Source organism: Streptomyces sp. NPDC057950, assembly GCF_042887295.1.
Classification (GTDB): Bacteria; Actinomycetota; Actinomycetes; order Streptomycetales; family Streptomycetaceae; genus Streptomyces; species Streptomyces kaempferi.
In genome coordinates this window covers 205505-229571 of sequence record NZ_JBHVPP010000020.1, presented here as the reverse complement: position 1 = coordinate 229571, position 24067 = coordinate 205505, and the positions used below count along the sequence as shown (strand labels likewise).

General features: G+C 66.7%; 18 protein-coding genes and 1 pseudogene. 10 read left to right on the top strand and 9 right to left on the bottom strand.

Annotated features, from left to right (window positions below; all coding sequences use genetic code 11):
- Positions 1–1342: 1342 nt before the first annotated feature.
- On the top strand, positions 1343–2284 hold the full coding sequence (locus tag ACFVTC_RS30415; RefSeq protein ID WP_390131696.1) for a hypothetical protein: 942 nt from the start codon (positions 1343–1345) through the stop codon (positions 2282–2284).
- Between the two features lie 921 nt (positions 2285–3205).
- Here the strand turns inward: ACFVTC_RS30415 and ACFVTC_RS30410 are convergent.
- The 4 genes from ACFVTC_RS30410 to ACFVTC_RS30395 all read right to left on the bottom strand — a co-directional run bounded on the left by ACFVTC_RS30410 (position 3206) and on the right by ACFVTC_RS30395 (position 8029).
- The gene (locus ACFVTC_RS30410; protein WP_390131695.1) at positions 3206–4156 is read right to left on the bottom strand and encodes a helix-turn-helix domain-containing protein; all 951 of its coding nucleotides are present in this window, start codon (positions 4154–4156) and stop codon (positions 3206–3208) included.
- Positions 4143–4568 (bottom strand): hypothetical protein, encoded by a 426-nt coding sequence (locus ACFVTC_RS30405; RefSeq protein ID WP_390131694.1) that lies wholly within the window; start codon positions 4566–4568, stop codon positions 4143–4145. Before ACFVTC_RS30405 ends, ACFVTC_RS30410 begins: the two co-directional genes overlap by 14 nt.
- A gap of 1608 nt (positions 4569–6176) precedes the next feature.
- Complete coding sequence (locus tag ACFVTC_RS30400; protein ID WP_390131693.1) at positions 6177–6494, bottom strand: hypothetical protein; 318 nt, start codon at positions 6492–6494, stop codon at positions 6177–6179.
- A gap of 617 nt (positions 6495–7111) precedes the next feature.
- The gene (locus tag ACFVTC_RS30395) at positions 7112–8029 is read right to left on the bottom strand and encodes a hypothetical protein (protein ID WP_390131692.1); all 918 of its coding nucleotides are present in this window, start codon (positions 8027–8029) and stop codon (positions 7112–7114) included.
- A gap of 269 nt (positions 8030–8298) precedes the next feature.
- On the opposite strand from ACFVTC_RS30395, the pseudogene ACFVTC_RS30390 reads away from it, so the two are divergent.
- The 4 genes and pseudogenes from ACFVTC_RS30390 to ACFVTC_RS30375 form a co-directional block, all read left to right on the top strand.
- A pseudogene (locus ACFVTC_RS30390) lies at positions 8299–9064 on the top strand (IS256 family transposase); the annotation flags it as partial.
- A gap of 126 nt (positions 9065–9190) precedes the next feature.
- Complete coding sequence (locus tag ACFVTC_RS30385; RefSeq protein ID WP_390131690.1) at positions 9191–9793, top strand: hypothetical protein; 603 nt, start codon at positions 9191–9193, stop codon at positions 9791–9793.
- Between the two features lie 1104 nt (positions 9794–10897).
- Complete coding sequence (locus ACFVTC_RS30380; protein WP_390131689.1) at positions 10898–12160, top strand: hypothetical protein; 1263 nt, start codon at positions 10898–10900, stop codon at positions 12158–12160.
- 74 nt (positions 12161–12234) lie between these two features.
- Entirely contained in the window at positions 12235–12939 is a 705-nt protein-coding gene (locus tag ACFVTC_RS30375; protein WP_390131688.1) for an RNA-guided endonuclease InsQ/TnpB family protein, read from the top strand.
- Positions 12940–13350: 411 nt separating this feature from the next.
- On the opposite strand, the gene ACFVTC_RS30370 is transcribed toward ACFVTC_RS30375, so the two are convergent.
- The 4 genes from ACFVTC_RS30370 to ACFVTC_RS30355 all read right to left on the bottom strand — a co-directional run bounded on the left by ACFVTC_RS30370 (position 13351) and on the right by ACFVTC_RS30355 (position 19318).
- Complete coding sequence (locus ACFVTC_RS30370) at positions 13351–14397, bottom strand: polyprenyl synthetase family protein (RefSeq protein WP_390131687.1); 1047 nt, start codon at positions 14395–14397, stop codon at positions 13351–13353.
- A gap of 268 nt (positions 14398–14665) precedes the next feature.
- Positions 14666–16375 (bottom strand): FAD-dependent oxidoreductase, encoded by a 1710-nt coding sequence (locus ACFVTC_RS30365; protein ID WP_390131705.1) that lies wholly within the window; start codon positions 16373–16375, stop codon positions 14666–14668.
- Between the two features lie 240 nt (positions 16376–16615).
- Positions 16616–18112 carry a hypothetical protein gene (locus ACFVTC_RS30360; RefSeq protein ID WP_390131686.1) on the bottom strand — a complete coding sequence of 499 codons (1497 nt, stop codon included), beginning with the start codon at positions 18110–18112 and terminating at the stop codon, positions 16616–16618.
- Between the two features lie 933 nt (positions 18113–19045).
- Positions 19046–19318, bottom strand: coding sequence for a hypothetical protein (locus ACFVTC_RS30355; protein ID WP_390131685.1), 273 nt, complete (start codon positions 19316–19318; stop codon positions 19046–19048).
- A gap of 145 nt (positions 19319–19463) precedes the next feature.
- Between ACFVTC_RS30355 and ACFVTC_RS30350 the strand changes: the two genes are divergently transcribed.
- The 3 genes from ACFVTC_RS30350 to ACFVTC_RS30340 all read left to right on the top strand — a co-directional run bounded on the left by ACFVTC_RS30350 (position 19464) and on the right by ACFVTC_RS30340 (position 21819).
- Complete coding sequence (locus tag ACFVTC_RS30350; protein ID WP_390131684.1) at positions 19464–19877, top strand: DUF4913 domain-containing protein; 414 nt, start codon at positions 19464–19466, stop codon at positions 19875–19877.
- Between the two features lie 130 nt (positions 19878–20007).
- Positions 20008–21120 (top strand): hypothetical protein, encoded by a 1113-nt coding sequence (locus ACFVTC_RS30345; RefSeq protein ID WP_390131683.1) that lies wholly within the window; start codon positions 20008–20010, stop codon positions 21118–21120.
- A gap of 48 nt (positions 21121–21168) precedes the next feature.
- Entirely contained in the window at positions 21169–21819 is a 651-nt protein-coding gene (locus ACFVTC_RS30340; protein WP_390131682.1) for a hypothetical protein, read from the top strand.
- Between the two features lie 156 nt (positions 21820–21975).
- Here the strand turns inward: ACFVTC_RS30340 and ACFVTC_RS30335 are convergent, their stop codons facing one another.
- Complete coding sequence (locus ACFVTC_RS30335) at positions 21976–23010, bottom strand: NlpC/P60 family protein (RefSeq protein ID WP_390131681.1); 1035 nt, start codon at positions 23008–23010, stop codon at positions 21976–21978.
- 154 nt (positions 23011–23164) lie between these two features.
- Between ACFVTC_RS30335 and ACFVTC_RS30330 the strand changes: the two genes are divergently transcribed.
- Both ACFVTC_RS30330 and ACFVTC_RS30325 read left to right on the top strand, forming a co-directional pair.
- Entirely contained in the window at positions 23165–23557 is a 393-nt protein-coding gene (locus ACFVTC_RS30330; RefSeq protein ID WP_390131680.1) for a hypothetical protein, read from the top strand.
- A 325-nt stretch (positions 23558–23882) separates the two neighbouring features.
- A complete protein-coding gene (locus ACFVTC_RS30325; RefSeq protein ID WP_390131679.1) occupies positions 23883–24035 on the top strand; it encodes a hypothetical protein in 153 nt (50 codons plus the stop codon).
- The last annotated feature ends 32 nt before the right edge of the window (positions 24036–24067 follow it).

Genomic DNA, 24067 nt, shown 5'->3' with positions numbered 1-24067 from the left:
CCGTCTTCCCCCGGCTGCTGTTCATCCTCGCCAACACCGGCCCCGCCGGCATCGAAACCCGCATCGACGCCCTCCAAGCCGCCAGCACCCTGGACGGTGGGGACTTCCTCCACGAAGTCCCCGTGCTCGCGACACCACTGGCCGACCTCCTCCGCGACGGACCCACCGCACCCACCTGGCGACCCCTCAGGCAGGGCGGGTGGCCGAGGTCCGCGGCGCGGGCCTCGGGATGCGAGGTGGGCGAGCTGCTGTCGCGGGGTGAGGCCCCTCCACGACTTCGACTAGGACCCCGAGGCCGCCGCCGCCGGCGGGACACGCCCTGGTCCGAGTTCTGCCGCGGCCGGGCGGACGCCGACCGGTTCGCCCGGTTCTCCTCGACGGCACCGCCGCACCGATCCATCACGCCGTGTGGGGACCCGGCGTTACAGCTCCAGATCCCGTCGAGCTTCCAACCCATACTCGCGCAGCGCCGAGCCGTCTGCCCCGTAACACTCCCAGCCATCTGCCACGTACTGCCGGACCACCTGCCGCAGCAACTCGCCGGACGGCGATGGGCCCAACGCCACGTGGACCACGACAACCGGGCACGGCTCGCTGTAGCTGTCCCGCCAGACCGGAACCTTCCCTTCACGCTCAGGCACCAGGTGGTGTTCAACGGAACGTACCGGCAGTCTCACCGGCCCCGGTAGCGGGTGGGACGTCGCACGGTCGACGACGCGCAGCGATGCGGCCATGAGGTAGGTCCCGATCTGCGGGACTGCCGTAGCGCGATAGCCCTCGGTCGGGCGGTGGACAAGCTTCAGCCAACAGCAGTTTGACTTGAACATGTTCAAAAACCTGTTAGGGTCATATCGCCAGACGGTTTGAACATGTTCGAATTCGTAGGGCTTGCGCCGAGCACGGCCAAGTGACGTGCGCAGGCTCTACCTGATGGCGAGCGCAGGGCCGACCCCCCAGCTCGTCGCACCCGCAACTTCGACTGCCGCTCCGTCCCCTGCGCCGTCGACCCGGTCGTCTCTCTCCTCCAGGAGTCTTCCGGTCTGCGGTGCACCACGCGAAGAGCCTCACCCTGCACCCCGCGGACCATCGGTGATGACTTCGATCCTCGGCCCCGTAACCCCGGTGCTCATTGGTCCTCCCTTCGAAGACCGTGGCTGAAGCAGCCCTGTTGCGTCTGCCCCCGCCCCGTTGAAAGGAACAGCAGATGTTCGCACCCCGTAGGTCCGTGAGAACCAGGCCAGGGTGGGCCCCAGCACCGCGGCCAATGCGGAGACCGGCGCGGGTTGCGACATCGTCCGAACCTCATCCAGCGACGGTCTGGCTCTTGGTACAGGTGTGGCTTATGGGCCTGCTATCCGCCACCGGAATCGGAGTCGTTCGGGCCGTAATAGGGCACCTAGACCCGGGCGGCGGCGGGATCGGCGGCGCCGTCGTCCTGATCGTGCTCTACTTCGGTTCCTGCTGCCAGGTAGCCGCCGCCGCGCTGCTGTACCGGTTCATCCGGCGGATCCGGCCCACTCTCGCCCGACCACTGCAAACGACGCTGGCGATCCTGTTCCTCAGCGGCGCCGCCGTCATCACCCTCAACGCAGTGCTGTGCTCAAGTCCCAGGATCGTCCCACCCTTCGGCCCGCTCTCGCTCCTGCTGCTTTGCCTTCCCTACCCGCTGGCCTTCGTGCTGCTGACGGCCCCCAGCCGCCGCGCCAACATCGCGGCGACCGTGGTGGCCATCGCATTGGCCGGAATTTCGGTGCCGTTGCGCGCCGCGCAGGAACACCTGGCGGCCGACGCCTGGCGCAGACACCACTCCGCCACCGACCCCCGACTGCTTCGGGCGGTCGACTGGCCAGGCGGGGAGCAGGGCACCTTTGCCGCGGGCGGCTACGGCGTCCAGGTGGACGTGTACTTCCCGGACACCGACATCGACGGGTCCCCCGAAGGAGTCGTCACGGTGTCAGGACCCGACACGGACCCGTGCGGCAGTATCGGGGTCATCGCCACCTACGAAACTGTTCCGAGCGAGGACGTCCCGCACTACGACCAGATCATCACGCTACCCGCGACCGTCTGCACCCCGGCCGGGCCGAACCGCTGGACCCTGAGCGGAGGCGGCTTCACCGGGTACGCGGAACGTCGTGACGGGGTTCTGATCCGACTCTCGGTAACCTCGGGCCGGGCACAGGACAACCTGCCTGCCATCGCCGGCACCCTTCACGTTTTGGACGACCATCAGCTCTGGAGCTACCTGAGCACCCCCTTCAGCCCCTCCTGGCTCCTGACTTGACACACAGGAGACGGCCCGTGCGCGTCCCGGGCAGCGTCCTCCACTTCAAAGGGTTCTGGCTCCACAACCTGAGCCTGAACCGATTCTCGCGAACAATGCCAACCTGCCCTCGGCCGGCCGCACCAGCACGGCGCCGCGTACCAGCTGCCGCAGACGGAAGCCGGAGGAGAGCCTGACCGGCAAAAAGCCGCCCCATTAAACGTGCCCCAGTCGGCGTGCAGCTTCTCCCTACGGTCTTCCTCACAGGACAGCCGGAAGCCCTGCCCCGGCAGTCGGACACGGTCGAGGTCCTGCTATCGCCATGAACATCGAACGCCTCAGCAGTCTGCTACCAGCCGAGGAAGCCCTCTCAGCACGACCCGACCGCCTTCCAGACCTACCTGGACCTGCGGAGGGTCCCCCGATTAAAGTCCTGGCGGACCCTCGACACCCGAGCCCGACCGTCCAAAATCCCCGATGGCCCCGACGCCCTCAAGCGGGGCGGGCCGGCCGCGACTTGCTCCCCGCGCATGCGCGGATGGTCCCCCAAGGTCGATGCCTGGGGGGAGGCTGGCTTTCTCCTCCCGGCGCGTGCGGGGAACGCCCCGCCCCCTGGGCCCCCGTCTTCGGATCCCCGGACCGCTCCCCGCACTTTGAAGGGAGGGGTACTGGTCCCTGCACGAGCGAAAATGTCCCCTACCTGCCGTTCGCGGACGGCGCCATCGTGTAGTCGGCTCCACTCGAACCGGGTGAAGTACGTCCATGACAAACCCGGCAAGAGGCGACGCGGGAGCGGCCTGCCCTCCTGTGCGCCGTACCTGAAGTGGTCCGGCGGTCATTGGACACGGCATCGCGCGGAAGTGTCCGCCCCCGACGGAAGCGCGAGTGAGCCCCGGATCGACGAGTCCGGGGCTCACGTCGTTGCGGCGGCAAGGCCCGTGATCAGTGCCTGAGCAGTTCCACCGCGGCGTACATCGTCACGCACAGCGCCGCGATGACGGCGGCAGCCTGCACGATGCTGCGTTTGACGACGTCGATGGACGTCGTCAGGCGGCTCGGCGGCTCGGGCGGCAGGACGTTGTCGTGCCGCTGGTGCCGCATATTGGCGATCTTGATGCGGGTCACGGTGAAGTGCCAGATGATCGTGCGGTCCTCTTCCAGCCCGCATGCGGCCAGGAAGATGTACAGCCACTCCGTGGTCGGCAGCTGGTTGCCGCCGAGCACCTGGGTGAACGTCGCGTCGGAGATCAGGTAGTGGCTCTTGCTCCGCTCCACCAGCTCCGGGATCGACAGCCCCCGTTCCCGCACGAGTTCGTTCATCAGCCCGATCACGTCCTCGGCCGTCGTGCACAACGCGAGCGCGGTGTGAGTGTGATCGGCCGCCATGACCTTCGTGACCCGCCGGTCCTTGCGCTCGTACTCCAGCGCCTGCTGCACCAGCGCGAGCAGCCCGTCCGGCTGGGCGGGAGCCGGGACGTGTGCCGGAACGGACACGGCCACGGGGGCCGGTGCGGGATCCGTCTGGACCAGCTCTGCCGGACGCCGCAGCGCTCGGGTGACGCGGACCCCGACGGGCCGGCGGGGCAGGGGATGGTTACCGGTGTCCTCGCTGCTGCTGCGGCCCGCATCCCGGCACGCCGCACGATGCATGCGCTTCCACCGATCCAGGGTCCCCGCGTAGCCGCAGCCGGTAACGAAGGCATCCACGGTCTCCCAGGTCGGTACCCCCTTGCCCGACGCAGCCGTGGACAGCGCCGCGGTGGAGTAGTGCGAACGCCCCGCGAGCTGGCTGTAGGTCAGGCCGCTGCTCTTGCGCAGCAGGCGCAGCTCGATCGCGAGCGAGCGCAGGGACAGGGATGCCGCGGAGTCGATCTCCTTCTCAGGCCGCGCCATGTCCGCCCTCCTTCTGCCCGGAGTGTGCGACGGCGCGTTCCGCGAACCGCCGTGCGCTGCGCTGGAGCTGGCGGTGTCGGCCGTGGTGGGCCGTCCGCTGTGCCATCGGCGCGGCAAGGGGCAGAGCCGGCGGGCGCTGGCGTGGGACGGGGCGGAACGCCTGGGAGGGGCTGCTACTGGTGTTCGCTACCGTCCGGGCCGTGACGGCGGGGTCGGCAGAGGTGTTCGCCAGGTCGTGCTGGGACACACGGAGCAGTTGCCGCAGCAGGTCTCCGGTGGCACCGGAGACTGCGGCGCCCAGGTGCGCTGCCTCCGCGGGGTCCATGCCCAGGTGCGCGGCGAGCAGCCCGGTTCCCGACCCGACGGCGCCGGCGGTGCCGACGGCGATGTACATACGCAGCTTCCTGCGCATCAGGTGCCTGTCTCTCCGTGCCCCGTCACCGAGGACGGGGCACTCATATAAGGGTCCCCACCCGAGGGGGCGGGGACGGGATGTGGCGTGAGTGACTTGGCAGAGCACCGCTTCGACGTGACTGGGCGTCACATAGCTCGGCGGCCGAACCGCGCTCATGTGACTCAGGTGGCGGGTGCAACCGCCGCCCGTGAACGCTTGCATGCATTCTGCCTTAGCCCTGGAGGGCCACCGTGTCGACTTGTCCCCCGCCCGAATGGCGACAACGATGTCGACTGACCTGCTGTGATTGCTAGTTGACGGAGCAACATCTGATCTACCGTCTCCAGGACGCGGGAAGCGGACAGTTCCGATCAGTGAACGATCAGATGAGACCAATCTGGGTCGTATGCACGGCATGTGCATACGGCGTCAACGAGGACGAGTCGGCTACCGACTGTCTGAACAACCGGAAAAAGTGCAGGTCAAAAACTGGCCCAGGTAATCGTGGGTTGATCAGATTGATTAGGAAGACCTAACATCTCGTGTCAGGAACGCATTCCTACCTCACAAACTCCCCATGGCACGACACCATGGGGACACCGGCTGGCCCCGCGCCAGCCCCGCCCAAGGCGTCATCTCTCTGGCGTGAGTGCACCTTGGCTGAGCCCCCCGGTGCAACGGGGGGCCAGAGGCTTCCGCTCTTCAGGGGCGATGAAAAGGATCATTCCCCCACGGGGGAGGATCGACGCGTGAACAACCTGCGCAGCCGATCAGGACCGGTCCGCCTCCCGCTGTGACGCAGGACACCTGAACTTTTCTCCGGGGCTCACGTGTCGGCATACTGATTCACCCGCCCATACCGAACAAAATATCTACTAAGCATGAGACGTGGCGATTAGGACATTGCCTGCCATGCATGGCTATCCCGGCTGTCGCATGGTCGACCGGGCGCCCCTACCCGGCGCGCGCACCACACAAGGACGCGGCCCCAACCCGACCCCCAGGGTGGCCAGGAACCGCGGCCTCGTGCGCACCGGCGCCGGCCGACGACCCGCCAGCGTCGATCGGCCCGCCGAACACCGCGACGCCCGTCGACCCCGCACGATGAAAAGAGTCCCGGTCGGCACCTCCTTACGGCAGTACGTGTCACACTCCACGCGAGCGAAGGACACCCGTCGAAGCCGTGCAGGCTGATGCCCCTGGACCAGCCGACTCCGCACCAGCGGAGGTATCCCGTCAGCGTCCAGGTCGGCTTTGCAGCCGAGGACTTGACATGCCCCCTCCTGCGCATCCTCGCGAGCAGAGCCGGACGTCGACTCCGCACGAGCGGAAGTGGCCCGACGGACAGGCGGCCGTGCTCACCCTTTCCCCCTCTTGGCTCCGCTCGAGCCACACCCGTTCGGGCAGCGATCGTATGGAGCGGCGCGCGGAGGCCGGATAACCCGCTGCGCGCCGCCCAACAGAACTCACCCGGTGACCAGCTCCGCGGTCACCCGGGACACGGGATCAGTACTGACCGGCCTGACCAGCCTGACCGCCTTGACCGTGGTGGCCGCCGACCCGGGGCACGCAGCTTGTCGGGAGCCGTCGAGCCGGCCGAGCGTCACCCGCCGGTGCTGTCGAGGACTATCCGTGCGGCAGTTCCACGCGTCGCCCCAGACCGATCTCCTCGGCCTCATCGTTCGTGACCATCGCGAACACTCCGCTCGGGATGCCCGGCACGGTGGCCACGCGGGACGCGACGGCCAGGAGATCCGCCTCGCCGGCCCCGGTGATGAAGAAGACGTACGCCTCGCCGTACTCCTCTCCTTCGTCATGCACTTCCGCTACCTCCTGTTCAGCCAGGAAGTCCTCGACCTGGTCAATCCAGGAGAAGGCATAAGACCCCTCCGCAGTGCCCGGGGCCTCCCGAAGGGGCACATGGATCTCAACGATGGTGTCCATGCGGGCATTGTCCCTGGCCAGAGCCCCGCCACATGCTCCGCTCTCGGAACACCGCGAGGCGCGGTAAACCAACCCGAACCGGACGGCATCTGACTACGCCGAAGCCCTGCCCCACCAGGCGGGCGCCCGGGGACCGTTGTTCCGGTGCCCGCCCGGCGGGGGGGTGCCCGGAGGGCCGGGTGCCGTCCGGGGTGAAGTTTCCCGTGATCTCTGGACGCTTGGTCGTTATGCCACGCCTGGAGGATGCTGGCAGCGGAACATACGCCCCCTTGAGCGAAGAGAGCCACGGGTGCGGTCGCCCACTGGGGTACTCGTCGATGTCATGGCTCGAGCCCTCGCAACCGATACCACACAGAGATCGGTCATCAGTGGTCATACAGGCCGCCGGGAGGGAAGGTGAGGGCGGTCACTGACTTCGGCTGTCAGGGTGATGGTGGTGGGAGGTCGAGGGAGAGGCCCGTTCCTGCAAGGAATCCGTTGAGGAGGTCGCGGCCCAGGCGGGCTTCGGGGTTGCTGTCCCTCTGCGCCAGTAGCTCTCGGCGGCGATCGACGTCTCTGCGTCGGCTTCCCGGCGGGCCTTCACAGGCACCGTGTCGCGGGTCTGAAAGCCGCGGGTCTCAGGCGTCGATGCGCACCCAGGTACGGCCGGCGCGGAGAAACAGGGTGCCGTCGCGGCCCTGGCCGCAATGCATGACCACCCGACCGGGCACCCGCACCCGCTCCTGGCCGATGGCGACACACACGTCGCCGACCAGTTCCGCGCGGGTCACGGTGGTCCTGCGCTTGTAGTGGTCGCGGCTGGTCAGGACCACCCGCGTGCCGCGCACGGCGAATCCGTCCGGGGCCTTCACCGGGCTGCGATAGCTCGCGACTTCGCCGGTGGCGGGTGTGATCCGGGTGAGGAAGGTTCCTTTGGGGCTGTACCAGACCAGCCACACCGACTCGCCTTCCGTGGCGGCCGTGCAACCCTCCAGCGGCCAGTCGGGAAGTCTCCCCTTCGGCGCCCAGGTCGCGACACCCCGGGTGTTCCAGCCCGCCAGGCCGGCCGCGGACTCCGGGTGGCCGCCGTAGATGCCTTCGTCACCGTAGGCGGTCCAGATGTCCCCGCTGCGGTCGGTGACCAGGGCCGGGATGTCGTCACCGAGGCAGAAGGCACCCTCCGGCCGGCCCTCGGCGGAGTACACGACGGCGTTCTTCCACCAGGCTCCCTCCGCGTCCCGGTGGGTACGGCCCGATGCCAGCAGGAACCGGGAGCCTGGGAGCAGGGCCAGATGGCTGGTCCGCATGTCGATCCCTTCGACCGGGATACGCCGCTCCTCCTGCCCGGAGGCGATGACCAACTCTCCGTCGAACGGCGTCTCGGCACGCCATCCGATCCACCCGCGGGGATACTTGCCGCGGCTCAGGTGCCGGCGCTGGACCAGCATCACGGCGAGTTCGCCGTCCGGTCCCACGGTCCACCAGAGCGCACGCCACCCCGCCTGGACGTCCTTGGGGGACAGCCGCCACGCGACGGGCAGCTCGTCGAACATCATGGGGATTCACCTTCGGGACTCCGGGGGCCTACGCCGCCCGAAGATCGCGACATTACAGGTCGGGGCAGTCTCCACTCCCACCGGGACAGCGAATAGCCGCCCTTCACGCCGTCATCTGCAATTACTGACCACAGCTTGTCAGGGTGATGGTGGGTCATGGAGAGTCAAGCCGGTGCCAGTTGTGAAGCCTTCTCTGAACTACGGGTCGGGGCCGGCAGCCTGACTCCGGTTGTCGGTCCCGCTGCGGATCAGCAGTCCTTCACGTCGCCCGCGACCTGTCGGACTCCGACTACGTCTACGTGTGGGCCGACGGCGTCCACCCCAAGGTCCGCCTCGGCCAGGCCCACTCCTGCGTCCTGGTCCTCATGGGCGTGCGCCCCGACGGCCGCAAGGAACTCATCGCACTCGCCGAAGGACTGCGCGAATCGACCGAGTCGTGGGCGGACCTGCTGCGCGATTGCCGCCCGACGCGGCATGCGCGATCCCGAACTCGTGGTCGGTGACGGCGCGATGGGACTGTGGAGGGCCCTCGCAGAGGCGTTTCCGCAGGCCAGGCATCAGAGGTGCTGGGTTCACAAGGTCCGCAATGTCATGAACGCGCTACCGAAGTCGGCTCAGCCGGGCGCGAAGAAGGCTCTGCAGGAGATCTACAACGCCGAGGACCGCGACCACGCCGAGAAGGCGATCAAGGACTTCGAGCGCGCCTACGGAGCGAAGTGGCCGAAAGCTGCCAAGAAGGTCACGGACGAGGCCGACGAACTCCTCGCGTTCTACGACTTCCCCGCCGAGCACTGGGTGCACCTGCGCACGACAAATCCCATCGAGAGTACTTTCAGCACCGTGAAGTTGAGGACCAAAGTCACCCGCAGGGCCGGCAGCCCGGCCTCGACGCTGAAGATGGTGTTCAAGCTCGTCGAGTCCGCTCAGGCCCGCTGGCGCGCGATCGCTGCACCCCACCTCGTCGCCTTGGTCCGCGCTGGCGCCCGCTTCGTACTCGGACACATCGTCGAACGCTCCGAAACCAACGCAGCGTGAACCTCGGCTGGACGACAGGAAGGAAAAATGCTCGCAGGACCCGGCATACCTCCCAGACAATGCCCAGGCCCCGGCCACGGGGCACGACATGGGAAGATCCAGTTCGACGGACAAGGGGTGGCCGGTATGGGGCTTGACTACAGCTACGAAATCATCGTGCCTGCCCAGAACGTCGCCAGGGCGCTGGTCGAGCTCACCGAGCTGGCGCCGCCAACCCGTCGAATGATGCCACTCACCGTCACCATGCCCGGCGGTGACCAGGTTGTCGTGCCCTTCACATCCAACTTCAAGAGCGAGCCGGTGGATTGCTCCACAAGCGGCAGGCTTGAACTCGACACCTCAATCATGTTCGGCGTAGACGACGCAGTGCGCGAGTTCTGCGGGGACCGTGACTCCGAACCCGACGAGTTCGGGAGGATTGCGATTGGGTACGTCTACCTCACGGTGCAGTTCGCGCCTGCGCCGCACCCTCGCTTCGCGTCGCTAGCGTTTACCGCAGCCACGTCGGGGATGAGCCGGCTGTTTGAGCGATCAGCAAGCATCGGAGCCGTGTTCACCAGCCTCACCGCCGCCAGCGGCGGAGTGTGCTGTCTACTCGACACCGAGAGCGACACCTTCCAAATATGCTGGCTGAACGGTCAGCCGATCCAAGACACGGTTCCCGGCCCCCGCTTCGCCGACTACCGTGATCTTGTTGCAGTGTGGCCCGGCCACGACCACCTTGCGTGACCGTCGACATGCAGGTAGAGACGGGACCATCCCCGCGCGTGCGGGGATGATCCCTCCCACACAACTCGGCTGCGCACGTGCAAGGGCTGCTCCCCACGCACGCGGGGATGGTCCCCCGCCGTTGGTGCGAAGAGATGGTCCCGACGCTGAACAACCTGCCCGGCCGCTGATTCCGCTGTCGTGCGCTCCGACCTGCCGCGCCCCGCTGAACATGGTCCGCGTCCGGGGCGCGGCAGCGCCGCCCCGCCCGCCTGCCTGCCTCGCCGCAGCGCCCCGGCCCTCCGGAACCATCAGAAGAAGTCCGCCTATGACCACCGGGGAGGACCCACGCCCGAGCGCCCTGAGCCGGCGAGACAGCTCGCAGGCGCCGGCCCGCAGCCCACACCCTCGCGGCGTGCGTCAATATCGACGACACCATGCTCGGCCTGGCGGCCCTGCCGCTTGCCGGCGACGCGGCCCGCAATCGTCCTCGCCCCTCACCGCACCAAGGCCCGGCCGACACGGCCGCACGGGCCGAACTCGCCGCCCGTCACGGCATCGCCGCCGCCCACACCTCGGCCAGCGGCATCCGGACCTTCTCGACGTTCTTCGGCCCAGGGACGGTCCGGCAAGGCCGTCCCCGGCACCCGAGCAGGCCACTGCCGCACCTTCAGATCAGATTCCGCCCGTACCAACCCTCTCCGGAGCACGCGCGAGAGGTGCGAGAAGCGCGACGCAACAAGTGTCAGCGGTCGTACCTCTCCCACCTGTGCGACAGCGTTCCCCTCAGTCGCGCCACTCTTCCCTGACCACTCGCACTGAGCACTTCTTCCAAGCCGCTCAGACGAGCACGGTCTGCCCGTGCTCACCGGTGAAGCGCCCGTGGGCGGCATCACCACCGAGATCGAGTCGTTCAGCCGCCAGAGGTTCCGTCCCGTCGGGGCAGGACTCCGTTGCGGTGATGTCAGAGGCAGCCGCAGCGCTCGCCGCTCTTGTGGTCTGTTCGGTGGATATCGGCGTGCCGTGCAGGGGCTGACATCCGGCCTGTCGTCACTGTGAGCGATAGCAGACGTGATTGACGTGTAGCTCTGGACCAGGGCTACCGCCCGAGAAGAAGGAGGCCCCATGGCAGCGTTTCGAGGCATCTGTCTGCGCGGCGCGATCGCTGTGGCCGGTACGGTGGTGAGTTTGGTGGCCGTTCCCGCGACGGCCCAGGCTGCGACGACCAGCGTGCCCTGTAACCCGACCGCACTGAAGAACGCGATCACTAGCGCCCACTCCGGGGACACGCTGGTGCTGGCCCACAGATGCGTCTACAGCTACACCACGCCGGACAACGCCAACAACGCTTTGCCCGTGATCACCAAGAAACTCACCATCAAGGGACGCGACGCCACCATCCAACGAGACCCGACGACGGCAGCCCTGTTCCGCATCTTCGAAATCGACGGACCCGGGAACCTGGCACTCAACGATCTCACCGTACGCAACGGCAGCGTCCCGGGTACTGCTGGTGGCAACATCTTCGTCAATTCGGGTGGGACACTCAGCCTCACCCGTAGCGTTGTGACGAACGGCACCGCCACCGACGGCGGCAACATCTTCGCCAATTCGGGCGGGACCATCGACCTCACCCGTAGCGTCGTGCGGAACGGCAGCGCCTTCGACGGCGGCGGCTTCTTCATTCTCGCCTCTGCCACCGTGCGGATCCGTCACAGTGTCGTCGGCTACAACACCTCGGCAGCATTCGGCGCCGGCATCTCGAGCAGAGGCGACCTCACCATCGCCGACGGCACCACGATCAGCAATAACGCCACGGGCGGCGTGGGTGGCGGACTCGCCAACAGCGGCCCGGCGACGATCGATGATTCCGAGATCTTCTCGAACAGCGCAGCCAGCACCGGTGGCTTCAGAGGTGGTGGAGGGATCTTCAACCTCAACCCCGGCAAGGTGAACCTGCACCACACCCGTGTGGAGCACAACACGGTCACCGCAACGGCGAACGCGCCGGGCATGGGCGGGGGGATCTCGAACCAGGGAGTGGCCGCCACGGTGACGATCGACGGCGGAAAGATCGGACACAACTCGGCCCAGGGGACCAACGCCCAGGGTGGTGGCGTCTACAACGAGGGCACGCTGAGCACCAAGCGGCTTGAGATCGAACACAACACCTCCACCGGCACGGGTGCCCAGGGCGGTGGTCTGACCAACAGCGGTGGGACCGCCACGCTCACCAGCAGCCAGGTGGAGCACAACACCAGCAGCGCCCCTCCCGGCGGAATCAACAACAAGTCCGGCACGGTGGCCCTGAACAACAGCAAGGTGAAGCACAACAAGCCCACCAACTGCGCCGGCAGCGCAGTCCCGGTGCCTGGCTGCGTGAACTGACCAACCGGATTAACCCACCGCCTTCCCCAGCTCCCATCCCGTCCGCCCGTCGACCCACACACCGTGGAGCGGGCGTGGTCCATGGCGTCCAACTGGAGCGCGCCACTGTACGTACCACCTGGACGTCATGGACCACGCCCGCTCGGCTCCGCCGGACCCCTTCGGCGAACTGGCAGGAGGCCAAAGCAGCGCTCCGCCGTGCTCACGCCCGGATCCGGCATCTGCGTGAGGACGCGCTCCACAAGCTCACCACCGGCATTGCCCGCGAGTACGGCACGGTGGTGGTCCAGGATCTCAACGTCGCCGGCATGCTCAAGAACAGGAAACTGGCCAGGCACATCGCCGACGCCGGTTTCGGTGCGATACGCCGGCACCTGAGCTACAAAACCGTGTGGAATGGCGGGGAGCTCGTGGTCGCGGACCGCTGGTATCCCTCCAGCAAGACGTGCTCGGACTGCACGACGACGAAAGCCAAGTTGTCGCTGCGGGAACGGGTGTTCAATTGCGGCGCGTGCGGCCTGGTCATGGACGGGGATGAGAACGCGGCACGCAACCTGGCCGCCCTGGTGGCGGCCGTCGTGACGGGTACCGCAGTGGGCGGAGACCTGGAGGCGGAAGCCTCAAAGGCCCGTGGAGCCGGCCAGAAGACCCGCGCACGAAAGAACCGGCAGACCTCGCGGTCTACCGGTTCCCAGCGGGCAGGCGGCGCAAAACCGCGCAAGGGGACAGAAACGGGACACCGTACCCGGAGCGGCCATGTGGCCGCCCAGGGCAGCTGAAAGGCTGCCGGGACGGACTTTCCGGGCCGAAATACCCGGAATGCTGATAGTCGCTGAGACTTTCAGCAACGGCAGCGACGGGGATCGACGGGTGCCTAACCGGGCTCGCTCGGCGACGGCCCGCTGAGCCTTGACCGCTTGCCGGGCCGAGCGATTCCCGACGAGCAAGGCGGCGTGGAAGGCCATGCGGCTGGGGTGGGCCAGAGCGGAAGCGTCGAGCGTGGGGTTGGTGTCGTAGGCGACGAGATCGGCGCCCACGCGGCCGTGGAGGAGGCCACCGCCTCCTCGGGTTGGTGCAAGGTGTACAACGCCCGCAACGCAGACCGCCCGCTCCCCCTGCCCGCCCTCAAGTATTCGCGAAACGGCCGCCCGCCGACTACGCCGAAGCCCTGGGCGGAGAAGCGAGACCGGTCAGCGAGACCGATTCACCATCAGATCACATATTGCTTCCAGATCGTCGATGGCCTCACGCTCCACGTCAGCTCGCACGCGGAGCTCCTTGAGCCATCGCATGGCGGCGTCCAAATATGCGCCTGCTACTCGGTTCGTCCATTGTCTGCCACCTGCCTCTTCGATCAATGCTGCCAGCTTTTCGCCCTCTTCACGCAGGTCCTCGCCCGGGGGAAGGGCATACCGCTCCGAGAGTTCCTTCGCGGCCGGAGTACCTGACGCGAGGGCGGCGACGACAGGCATGGACATCTTGCGGCGATTAAGGTCCATGAAGACCGGTTTTCCAGTGAGATTACTGTCGCCCCAGATTCCGAGGAGGTCGTCCTCCAGTTGGTACAACATGCCGAGGTCGTGACCGAAGGAGGCGAACCTCCTGATGTCAGTGTCTGCGGCTTGGCCGAACAACGCACCCAGCCGACAGGCGCAGGAGAACAGAGATGCCGTCTTGCCCGAGATCATTTCCGCACATTCTGCTATCTCCACATGTCGCCTTCCTTCGAAAAGCAGATCGAGGCTCTCGCCTATCGCCAACTGGACGAGTGTTTCGAACAAGCTGACCGACGCCGCCTGGGTGATTTCAGGAGGTCCGTCAGATCCGGAAAATGCTTCAAAGGCAAGGACTATCAAACCGTCGGCTGCGCCTGTTACGGGTCCGCGGCCGAAAACTCGCCACGCCGTAGGGCGATGCCGTCGGATATCGTCGGAATCTAGAACGTCGTCGTAGAGCAGCGATAGGGCGTGCACCATTTCGACAGCTGCCGCTGCCGGCAGAGCCCGGCGGGGGTCGCTGCCCGCAGCGCGTGCACAGAGCAGCGCTAGCGCCGCTCTTATGTGCTTGCCGCCATGGCGCGGGTTCGCCGTGTAGTCGTCGGACCAACCAAACTGATAGGCCGTGATCCGGCTCGCAGTTCCACCCAATGCCTCGATCCACCGGCGCAATTCGGGAGCACATGTTTCGATTGTCCGGCTGAGAACTCTGTCGCCTCTTGTCATCGTCAACTTGACCAACCTCAGGAATATGGCATGGCCGGTGGTTCACACTCGGCCATCTCTGGAGTAGATCCGCTCCGCATTTTCGCGATTCTGCTGCGTCAGCCGCACTGCGCAGCGCCATCCCCATATACAGGCACGATGGGCTTCGATCGCCGATACGGTTCGCCGTGTGGACTGTCTTTCCTAATGCGCTGAGCCCGTTCAGTCGAAAAGCGGGATTAACCATCAATTCCCGTACGGCCGTGGTGCTGGCCCAGATGTCCCTTGGACCTCAAATCTGACCTCACCGTGCGGAGTCGGTAGTCTGTCTTCCTATTTTTTCCCAGGGCGCAGGCATGTCGAAGACATGTGCCCTTCCTTGGGAGTAGAGCTGAGCGTCCACCTCTTTGAGCCGGCGTAGTTGTTCGGGCTCGTACGGTGCATGCACCACGGCCGAAGGAGCTGGGTCGTTCGCCGCAGTCAGCAGAGCGTTTACCGCAGCACGGGCGCTCTGGTTCGCACCCTCCATCGTGGCGAGATTCACCGGGCACCTTACGTAGTCTCCGGCCATGAACAGGTTGGATGCTCCGGTGGCGGCTTGCGGCCTCAACCGCCAGGATCCCTTCGTATTGATCATGAGGGGTTCTTCGTTCCAGGCCGGGCCTGGGCCGTCCAGACCGTGTACCGCCGGGTCTAGGTGCCAGGAGTGCACCAAAGACGATTTCACTACACTCTTGCTCCCGTCATCCAGCGCCTCACTAAGCTGAGCCCAGACCTCGGCGGCAACCTCGGCCCGTGTGCATTCCCGTGCTGGCTTTCCGTACAAAATTCCGGGAGTGTCCCATGCCGAGATATCGACGGACAGGCAGTCTTCGACAGTCCCATCACCGTATGTGGAGGGAAAATCAACGTTCCAGAACTGTGCCTGACTGATGGACGTCAGGGCCCAGGGCGAGTCGAGGTAAATTACATGACCGCGGGCTATGGGAGTGCGTTCCCTGAGGTAGAACTGGATCCCGACCATCCAGTCCGTACGCAAATCAGCCACGTTAGTGAGTCGATGGTCGGCCTGGGCGAGTCCACGTTCCAGCAAGCCCCGAACTCGTTCCACAGGCAAAGCGCAGACGTACCAGTCAGACTCCAATTGACAGACCCGGCCCAGAGAATCTCGTAGAGTCACTCCCTCAATTTGTCCGTTTCGGACGGTCAGGCGTTCGGCTCTATATCCAAACTCGAGACGCACGCCTCGACCAGTCAGACAGTCGGTCCACGGGTCTATCCACGCGGTGTTCGTAGGTGCATTCAGTACGCGGTCTGCCGCGGCTTCCCCCTGCCCCAGAAAACCGTGCACCATGGCTTCGATGAATCCCCCTACGGTGTGGGTGCTACTCGCCTCGGCCCGAGCGGCAACGACCATACGCGTAACACCCACAACGCAGAGCTTCCGGTACTCCTCCGAGGCTTGCACGGCTCGGGTAAATTCCCACCACGACATATTTTCCCACTGACCCAGACGGCGTTCTTCACTGCTGGACATGTAGACCATGACACGGTTCGCGAAGTACAGCAGTTCGGGGCTGAGTCCCTTTCCATTTTCAAGTTCTAAGCCCAATGACCGCAGAATCTGCGCCGGATTTCGAGGACCTGTTTCAGTCGATACGTCGATCATTCTCTCGCCGACCCTGCCTGAACGTGCGAGCATCACCTCGGGTGCTTCGCAAAGATTTCCGTGCACGCCGTCAGAGAGGTTACTATACGGTATTCGGCGCATCGTGTCTGGAAGGCTTTTATAGAAGCTCGGGAAAAATCGAAATCCATGCTCCGCTGGGAGATCGAGACGCCCGCCCATGCCCGTCCCCGGAAGGGAGGTGCTGCGGGCTTTGCCTCCCCACCCTGCAGGTTCGAATACCGTGACGTCATATCCTCTTTCGTTCAGCTCCATGGCTGCAGTGAGCCCCGCTACCCCCCCTCCCAGAACAGCTACTGTCTTCTGCCGTCCAGCTCTCGTTCTCACTATGTAAGCCAATCCATGAAGTCGCTAAATAACCACTTCCGACAAAAAGAGAGGAGCGACGCCGGCTGGGCGAGATCGATCGGGACCGCGCGCGCCGTCGTCGGCGGGCCAGGTCTCGAGCCACCAGCGCCCGGTCCCAGGAGTGCCGACCCCCGCCGACCGCGCCTGCATCGGTGCCGGCGCATACGTGATCACCATCGAATGACGTCCATCGCAGCAGCGGCCACCCCTCCCAACGCATCACACCCGGAACTTGACGGCCTCGAGCCAGCGCGTGTTCTCCAGGGCGCCCCCGAAGATGTACCTGGGGCGCGACTGGGTGCAGTCCTCGCTCCCCCAGTCGTAGCCGTGGACCTTGGTCGTCCGGCAGACCTGGCCACTGCCGATGTTGATAGCGAAACCCGTCATATAGGGAGCGTCCGACTTCGTGCTACCGACATAGTTGTTCCTGCCGTCGCCGATGACGGCCGTCCACTGTGGTTCCCACTTGCCCTGGCCGTTGGCCGACTTGGCGTCGTGCACGAAGGCGTTGGCGGCCGAGCCGTTGCCGCCGTACACCGCGATGTTGAGAGCCTGGATCGGGTGGCTCCCGCTGGTCGTTCCCGCGAGCGTGCCGTCGCATACGGGCTTCTGCCAGCCCTGTCCGGAGAGGTAGGCGCGGTAGCAGATGTGCCGCCCTGACGGGTCGCTCCGATGGAGCCGGTTCACCGCGGTGGCGGCGGTGTCCTGGGCAGGCTTCGCGGTCACAGTGGCCCGCGGCGGCTTCGCGGTCACGGTGACGGTGGTGCCTCCCGCTCCTCCTGCTCCGCCCGCTCTTCCTCCGTTCTTCGGGGCCTTCGCACTCTCCGAGGCTTTCGGCTTGGCCGACGGTGAGGTGGATGTCGCGCTGGGCCGGGCGCTCGCGGACGAGGAGGCGGCAGGTGCCGTGACCTCCTCCAGAGGGGTCCCTCTCTTACTGCTCGAACGGGCGGCCTGCTTCTGGTGCTTTCCCTTGTCCGATGCGCCGCTGCCCAGGATCACCAGCGGAACGATGACCAGGGCGGCCATGCCGAGCGCCACCGGCCCGACGACCAGGGGTTTGTGAAGCAGACCAGGCGACTTGTACTCCTCGTCCGACTGACGCCTCCCCTTCCCTGGAGCGACCTTCGGGCCGAGGCGAACGACGGGCAGTGGAGGCGTGGTGAGCTGCCGCGGCTGCTCGGGTGTGGGCGCCGGGACGTCGAAGCATTCGGCACCGTCTTCGTTGTTGTCAATGGCGCTGATGCTGGTGTCGGTGTCGGTGTCGGTGTCGGTGTCGGTGTCGGTGTCGGTGTCGGTGTCGGTGTCGGTGTCATCGAGATCGTGAGCCCCCGCAGGCTCGGGCGCGAAACCCTGCTGTGCCCGCTGCTCCTGCTGCTCCAGAAGGCTGCTCGAACCGTCCGGGGCGACCTCGACGTACGCCACGTACCCCGCGGCGGGATCGGAGATAGTCGCCCTCACGCCGGTGTTCAGGTCACGTGCGTACTCCTGCAGTCTGTCGAGGATCGCAGCGTCGAGCGACTCCCCTTCCGCGACCGGAACGGGTTCTCCGTCGATGGCGGCCGAGCCGTCACCGGAGATGACCACCGCGTGGCGTGGCGCCGGCTCGGGCGGCTCCCCGGCGGTTTCCGGCTTGCTGAGATCCGGCCGTTCCTCCGGCACGGCGTCATCATCTCCCGTGCTCCGCTTGTCGGGTTCTTCCTCTTCACCCCGGCTCATCGCTCTTCCTTTCTGGCGCTGCCCGGCCGAATGACCCCGGTCGGGAACGTCATGGGGTCCCCGGGTGTCGCAACGGGCGCCGTAGGGGAACGGTTCAATCCCTCGGCCGACGGGACAGTGACGATCCGACCGGGCATTGACTGGCGGTCAGGCGGCCGCTGCTGAAGGGCTGTCAAGTCCAGTCCGAGAGGTGAACGGCTATGAAGCTTCCATGTGTTTCGCCGTCCTGGGGCCGGTCCGAGCCTGGCGCGGCGAAACGGAACTGGACCTTGGTATTCCCCAGGGCCACGCGGGGATGTCCCGAGGCAGGCTGTGGAGCGGCCCGCGGGTCCCCAGGATCTGCGGGACCTTCTTGACAGAGCGCGCATGATGAATGCGTTTCACAATGAGCCTGAACTGCGGAAGAACCGCGCAGGGAGATGTGGGAACAACCGCGCAGGCCGACAGCGGATCAGCACGCGCTGACGGGTCTCACACCGCAGGACCCCGCGCTGACCTCGTCCGACACACCTGATATGCGGGCCACCGTGACTCCCGTCGAGGATGTCGCGCACATCCCGACTCCTCCGGGCGAGCCGGCTCCCTGGCCGCTCCCCAACATCTCGCCGAGCGACGAACCCGCTCGGCAGCTGACGGCCACCAGTCGCGAGAATTCCCTCTCCCAGAACCGAGTACCCGACCGATCGGCGCTCCAGCAGGCGTCCGCCTACCTTTCGACCCGGAGCGGCCGGACGATCACGCCTCCCTCCAGCCCCGGAGACAGCGGCAACTCCACGTCCCGGGCCGTGTCCCCACCGCCGACGACGGCCCGGCCCCCGGCCCCGACCAGGCACGTGCGGTGACCGAGACCCGAAGTGGCCCTTGTACCCGGTGGGACGCCGGGTACAAGGGCAGCTTCCGTGCCGAGCTTCCGCGCCGATCGACGAGCTCGGCTCAGCCCACCGCGGCCATGACCGACAACTCGAACCCTGTCGGCAACGGCAACAGGCCGGTTGGCAGCGCCGATTGAGGAGGCTGGCCGACGACGCCCCCGAGCGGTCGGGGCGGAGCCGGACGGGAGAAGTCCCCGTACGTTTCGGGCCCGGGCCGCCGTCGCTTCAACAGCCCGGCCGGCGCGAACCGCCCGGCGCCGGTGGCCCGCCGCTCGCGCTCCTCGTGCCCCACCGCGATGTCGGGTTCGTCCAGTACGTCGACCACGTATGCCATGCCGTTGCCCCCTCGTAGCACGCGGGCCCGGCCGCGGTCCGTCTTCGAGACGCACAACGGACCCGGTCCACCTCCGGTTCAACGCTTGAACCGCTCGCGGTGATCCAACGTTCTGGCTGTCCGACCCCTTCGAAAGGACCGTGACATGTCTGAGGCAACCACGAGCACCGCCCCGGCGAAGAGCCCCGACCAGGAGAAGAAAGCGGAGTTCATCCTCTACCTGGAGGGCTCCGAATACGACGACGCGCTGCAAGGACTGGTCGACTGGGTGCGCTACCTGCTGCTTCCGGTGTACGGCAGGGAGCCGCACTCGTCCTCCCCCTGGTGCCCTCGCTGGTGGGAACACCCCGAAGCGGTGGCGCAGTTGCACGCCCTGTGGATGTCCTGGCAGGAGCTGACAGGTCCCGGCTCCGCGCTGAGCGGCCCACTCAATTGGCACCGCGACTGTCTGACTCATGTGATGGCCTCGCTCCGTGACCCGTCCGGCCCGTTCGCCGGCTGCAAGGCGGGCAGCCATCGGGCCAAGGAGTCTCCGACGGCCGACGAGTACGGGTTCTGACCGCGGCTGCGAGGCCGCCGCCAAGATCTGTCATGAAGGCGCTGAACCCGCTCCTCCTCCGCCCCGTTGAGTCCTGTCAGACGCGTGAAGAAATTCGGTTCACGCACCGAGAATTCCGGAGGTCCGTGCAATGGGAGATCAGTCTGACGGAAGCTGGAAGGGGGAAGGCACAGAAGCACATCTGAGCCTGACCCGCGCACAGAACGAGGCAGTAAAGACATTTCACCAGGCCGGTGTGGAACGCCGACCGGCCTACGACGAAATGATGCGCCGTGTCGTCCGGGCCAACCAGGAACACGGCATGGTACTTGTCGGAGACTCAGGGCAAGGAGATATCCTGCATTCCCTCAAAGGTCTGGACTCTCTGCGCCGGAAGGTCGCGAGCGAGCTTCGCGATTACGAAGACAACATCCGTGCCGTACTCGCCGACATCAAGGACCTGCACCGCTACTCGTCGGCCACCGAGCCCGTCGGCTACTCGGCGGCGGCCGAAGGCGCCGTGAACCATCTCCAGAGTGAGAACGCCGTGTTCATCAAGTTCAAGAACACCTGGGACGATCCCGTCTACAAGGGCGTCAACACCGTCGTCACCCCGGCCCTCACCGGCGCCGAACCCGAAGTGGCCGCATTCCGTGCGGACAAAGAGGTTCGGGACGTCGCGAACACGCTGGCGACGAGGACCGACCCGACCGATCTCGAAGCCCCGCTCCCGGCGATGACCCTACACATGCAGGGACAGGGGCTCGACGCCCCCTGCGAGTTCCAGATGCACACCCCGGGCAACCTCAGGATCAAGGACCTGCTGCATCTGCCCTACGAGCTTCAGCGCTCCGGCCTGTTCGAGACGAAGTTCGGTGACCAGGCGTCGCAGTACGTGGACGCTGCCGACCACGTGATGGCCTCGAAGTACAACGGCCAGAACGACGTCATGCCCCAGCACATGGATCGTCTGAAGGCTCTGACAGAGAGGATGAACGGCAAGTCGGCAGAGCCTCGCACCATTCCGACACCGGCCCCGGAAGTCCTCGCCCGGGTGAACAGGATGCTGTTCGCCATGGAGGCGCTCCAGAACCAGCCGCCCCTCGAGCGCAGGACCAGCAATCAGGAGCTGTACCGGGCGGCGGAACAAGCGGCACGGCCCGCGGTGTCACGCTCGCTCTCCGAAGGCACCGTCTCCACGCACCAGGCCCCGCCCCAGCGTGCCCACACCTCCGCGCCCCAGGCCCCCGCACACGCGCGCTGACGGGCACGACACGAGCACTCCGGAGCAAGTGAAAGAGGGAGGAGTCAGATGACATATGAGTACTGGGCCTACGAGATCAAAATGCCAGGGGTGGGCACTGCCCGCAGTCTGTGGCGGCGCTCCGACGCGACCGCGTGGGAGTACCGGTCTCTCGTCGACGCCAAGTGGCATCAGCAACACGCCGACCGCGGGCCGAGGGCGCCCGAGGAGGAGGAGAACTTGCATGCCCTGACGGAGAAGGAGTCCGAGCAGATGTTCAGCCGCGCTCCGCAAGAGATGTACGTGTACGTACAGCGCCGCATCGGCAGCGAGGAAACGCCCGGGGCGGTATCGAGGCGTATCCCCAGTCCGGAGAGCTACCGGGACCAGGTGTTTTCGATCGACAACGGGCGGGGCAGGTGGCAGCCCACCAACGCCATCGTCAAATTCACCAATACGGACCCGAACGACCGGGCCAACCTCAGGTCGATCGAATACAACAAGGCCCGGCAATACGCCGTGGGTAAGGCGCCGGGCTCCGGAGAGGATTTCGACCGGCCCTTTCGCGCGGACACCGCAGTGAACCAGCAGCGGGCGGCAACGGCAGCGGCGAGCAGGTTCCAGGGGAGTCTCCAGAGCGTGGCCGAGTCCGCCGACGAGCATCACAGTCACGTACCGTCGCCGAAGTTACCGGCACAAGCCGCCGTTCACGGCCACTGACCGACAATCCACACCGCAGTTCCCGCACCCTGGCCACCGCTCCGGTGGTCAGGGCGCCCTGCTGTGCCATGGACACCACGGAAGGACAGGGTATGAAAGAGCCGTTCCCACGGACCTCACGACGGAAACGGCTTCGTGCTCGAGGTGTCCGACCCGTCACGCGTCCGGCCGCACCACCCCCAGAATCCGCATCGAGGCCGCCGGGGACTCGTACACGTACCGCCCCGGCCGCGGCGCCGAGACGATGTTCCCGCCCCCGACGTAGATCGCCACATGGCTCGCGTCGGAGAAGTAGATGATCAGGTCTCCGGGGCGCATGTCCTCGACGGGGACGTGCTTCAGCTGGGCCCACTGCATTTCCGATGTACGGGGGATCGTGACGCCCGCCGCCAGCCATGCCTGGCTGGTGAGGCCGGAGCAGTCGTAGGAGTCGGGGCCCTCTGCGCCCCAGACGTAGGGCTTGCCGATCTGCTTGACGGCGAAGGCAATGGCCTTCCGGCCGGCGGCCGTAGCGTCGGTGCCGACCTTTTTGAGGATGCCCGTGCTCTCCCACTTCGCCTGGGCCTGTTCGGACTGCTGCCTCTCCAGGTCGGCGAGGCGGGCCCGCTCCTTCGCCGCTAGCGCGGACTCCAACGCCTTTGCCTCGGCGATGTGTTGCTCGATCGTCTTGCGCTGCTTCGCCATCGCGCGCCGGCTCGCCCGCAGCCGTTCCAGTTCCGCCGCCGCCTCGTCCGTGCGGGTGCGCAGGGCCGACTTCGTCGTCTTCAGCTCGGCCAGCAGGTTCTGCGTGTTCTGCTGGGCCTGGAGCGCCAGCCCCGCGTTGTCCAGGGCCCGTCCGGGGTCCCTGGACAGCGCGAACTGGAGCTCAGCGGGTACTCCGCCGCCGCGGTACTGGGCCGCGGCCGTCGCGCCCGCAAGGGAGTTGAGCCGGGTCAACTTCCGCTCCGCCGCGCGGATCTGGGCATGGAACGCGCTGAGGCGCTTCTCCTGGGCGGTCACCTTTCCGTCGGCCGCGTTGTACTTGTCCGTCGCCACTTCCGCTTCGTGGTACAGGCTCTGGAGCCTGGCCTGCACTTCGGTGAGGGTCTGGGGGTCGGCCTGGGCGCCCTGTTGGCTCGCCGCCGTCAGGGCGCAGGCCAGGGCGACGGCTGCCGCCGCCCGATAGCCGTGTGTGCGCAGAGGCCTTCTCATCTGGGCCGAAGCTCCCTTCGTACGCGTCGGTGAGGATGCGTACGCACAACGGCCCCATCCGTACGGCGGTTCAGTGAAGAGGTGACGGCGTGAACCCGCGGCGCGCGGCGGACGTTGTGCGCGAAGAGGTACGACGGCCGGTGAAGGGGACCGTATGGACGCCATGTTGCTGCTGTTCGCCCTGTGCACGGGGGTGGGTCTGGGGTTTCTCCTTCTGGCCGTTCGGCAGTTGGTGGCCGTGGCGCGGCTGTGGGTGCGGGGAGTGCTCGTGACGGGCACCGTGATCCCGCGCATCGCGGGCGACCGGCGGCGGACCGGGCTCGTGCTGTTCACCGACCATCTGGGCCGGCCGGTCGTCGTCGACGCGGGCGCGTACGGGCCGCTGCGCGGACTGCCGCGGGTCGGCGGGACGGTGCCGGTGTGCTACCCGCGGAACCGGCCCGCGGCGGCCCGGCTCTGGACCCCGCGGTATCTGCTGTCGCCGGCGTTCGGTTGGTTCCTGACGTCGACGGTGGTGTTCGTGTGCGGAACCCGGCTGACCCGGTGAGCGGGCGAGAGGTGGCGGCCGGTGCCGGGCGGGTCCGGGACGTCGATGTGCTGCGCGGGTTTGCCCTGTCCGGCATCCAGCTCGTCAACGCCCAGCTGATGATGGCGGGTCCTCGCACCCCGCTCGGTGTTGGTCGGCCACGCCTCCGGCGCCGACCGGGCCGCCGCCTGGGCGGTGACCACGACAACCACCCTCTACCAGCTGTTCTCGTTCCTCTTCGGCTACAGCTTCGTCCTCCAGGAACGCTCCGGGCAGCCGGGCGGCGGTCCGCCGGGCGCCACCTCCGGCGTACGGCAGGGCTGTACGGCCTCGGTGCCTACACGCGGTGCTGCTCTACTCCGGCGACATTCTCATGACGTACGCCGTCCTGGGACTTGTCCTGTACGGTCTGCGCGGGCTGAGCCCGCAGGCCGCGTTGCGGGTCGCGGTCCGTCTGGTGGTGGGCCTCGCGGTGCTGCTGCTCGGTACGGGCTGCTGACCGTCGCCTTCACCGAGCCGGTCAGCCCGGCC

Bases quoted from the DNA above. Each gene is read 5' to 3' on its own strand.
- ACFVTC_RS30415 (WP_390131696.1), top strand. From the start codon at position 1,343: ATGGGCCTGCTATCCGCCACCGGAATCGGAGTCGTTCGGGCCGTAATA.
- ACFVTC_RS30410 (WP_390131695.1), bottom strand. From the start codon at position 4,156: ATGGCGCGGCCTGAGAAGGAGATCGACTCCGCGGCATCCCTGTCCCTG.
- ACFVTC_RS30405 (WP_390131694.1), bottom strand. From the start codon at position 4,568: ATGCGCAGGAAGCTGCGTATGTACATCGCCGTCGGCACCGCCGGCGCC.
- ACFVTC_RS30400 (WP_390131693.1), bottom strand. From the start codon at position 6,494: ATGGACACCATCGTTGAGATCCATGTGCCCCTTCGGGAGGCCCCGGGC.
- ACFVTC_RS30395 (WP_390131692.1), bottom strand. From the start codon at position 8,029: ATGATGTTCGACGAGCTGCCCGTCGCGTGGCGGCTGTCCCCCAAGGAC.
- ACFVTC_RS30385 (WP_390131690.1), top strand. From the start codon at position 9,191: ATGGGGCTTGACTACAGCTACGAAATCATCGTGCCTGCCCAGAACGTC.
- ACFVTC_RS30380 (WP_390131689.1), top strand. From the start codon at position 10,898: ATGGCAGCGTTTCGAGGCATCTGTCTGCGCGGCGCGATCGCTGTGGCC.
- ACFVTC_RS30360 (WP_390131686.1), bottom strand. From the start codon at position 18,112: ATGAGCCGGGGTGAAGAGGAAGAACCCGACAAGCGGAGCACGGGAGAT.
- ACFVTC_RS30355 (WP_390131685.1), bottom strand. From the start codon at position 19,318: ATGGCATACGTGGTCGACGTACTGGACGAACCCGACATCGCGGTGGGG.
- ACFVTC_RS30350 (WP_390131684.1), top strand. From the start codon at position 19,464: ATGTCTGAGGCAACCACGAGCACCGCCCCGGCGAAGAGCCCCGACCAG.
- ACFVTC_RS30345 (WP_390131683.1), top strand. From the start codon at position 20,008: ATGGGAGATCAGTCTGACGGAAGCTGGAAGGGGGAAGGCACAGAAGCA.
- ACFVTC_RS30340 (WP_390131682.1), top strand. From the start codon at position 21,169: ATGACATATGAGTACTGGGCCTACGAGATCAAAATGCCAGGGGTGGGC.
- ACFVTC_RS30335 (WP_390131681.1), bottom strand. From the start codon at position 23,010: ATGAGAAGGCCTCTGCGCACACACGGCTATCGGGCGGCGGCAGCCGTC.
- ACFVTC_RS30330 (WP_390131680.1), top strand. From the start codon at position 23,165: ATGGACGCCATGTTGCTGCTGTTCGCCCTGTGCACGGGGGTGGGTCTG.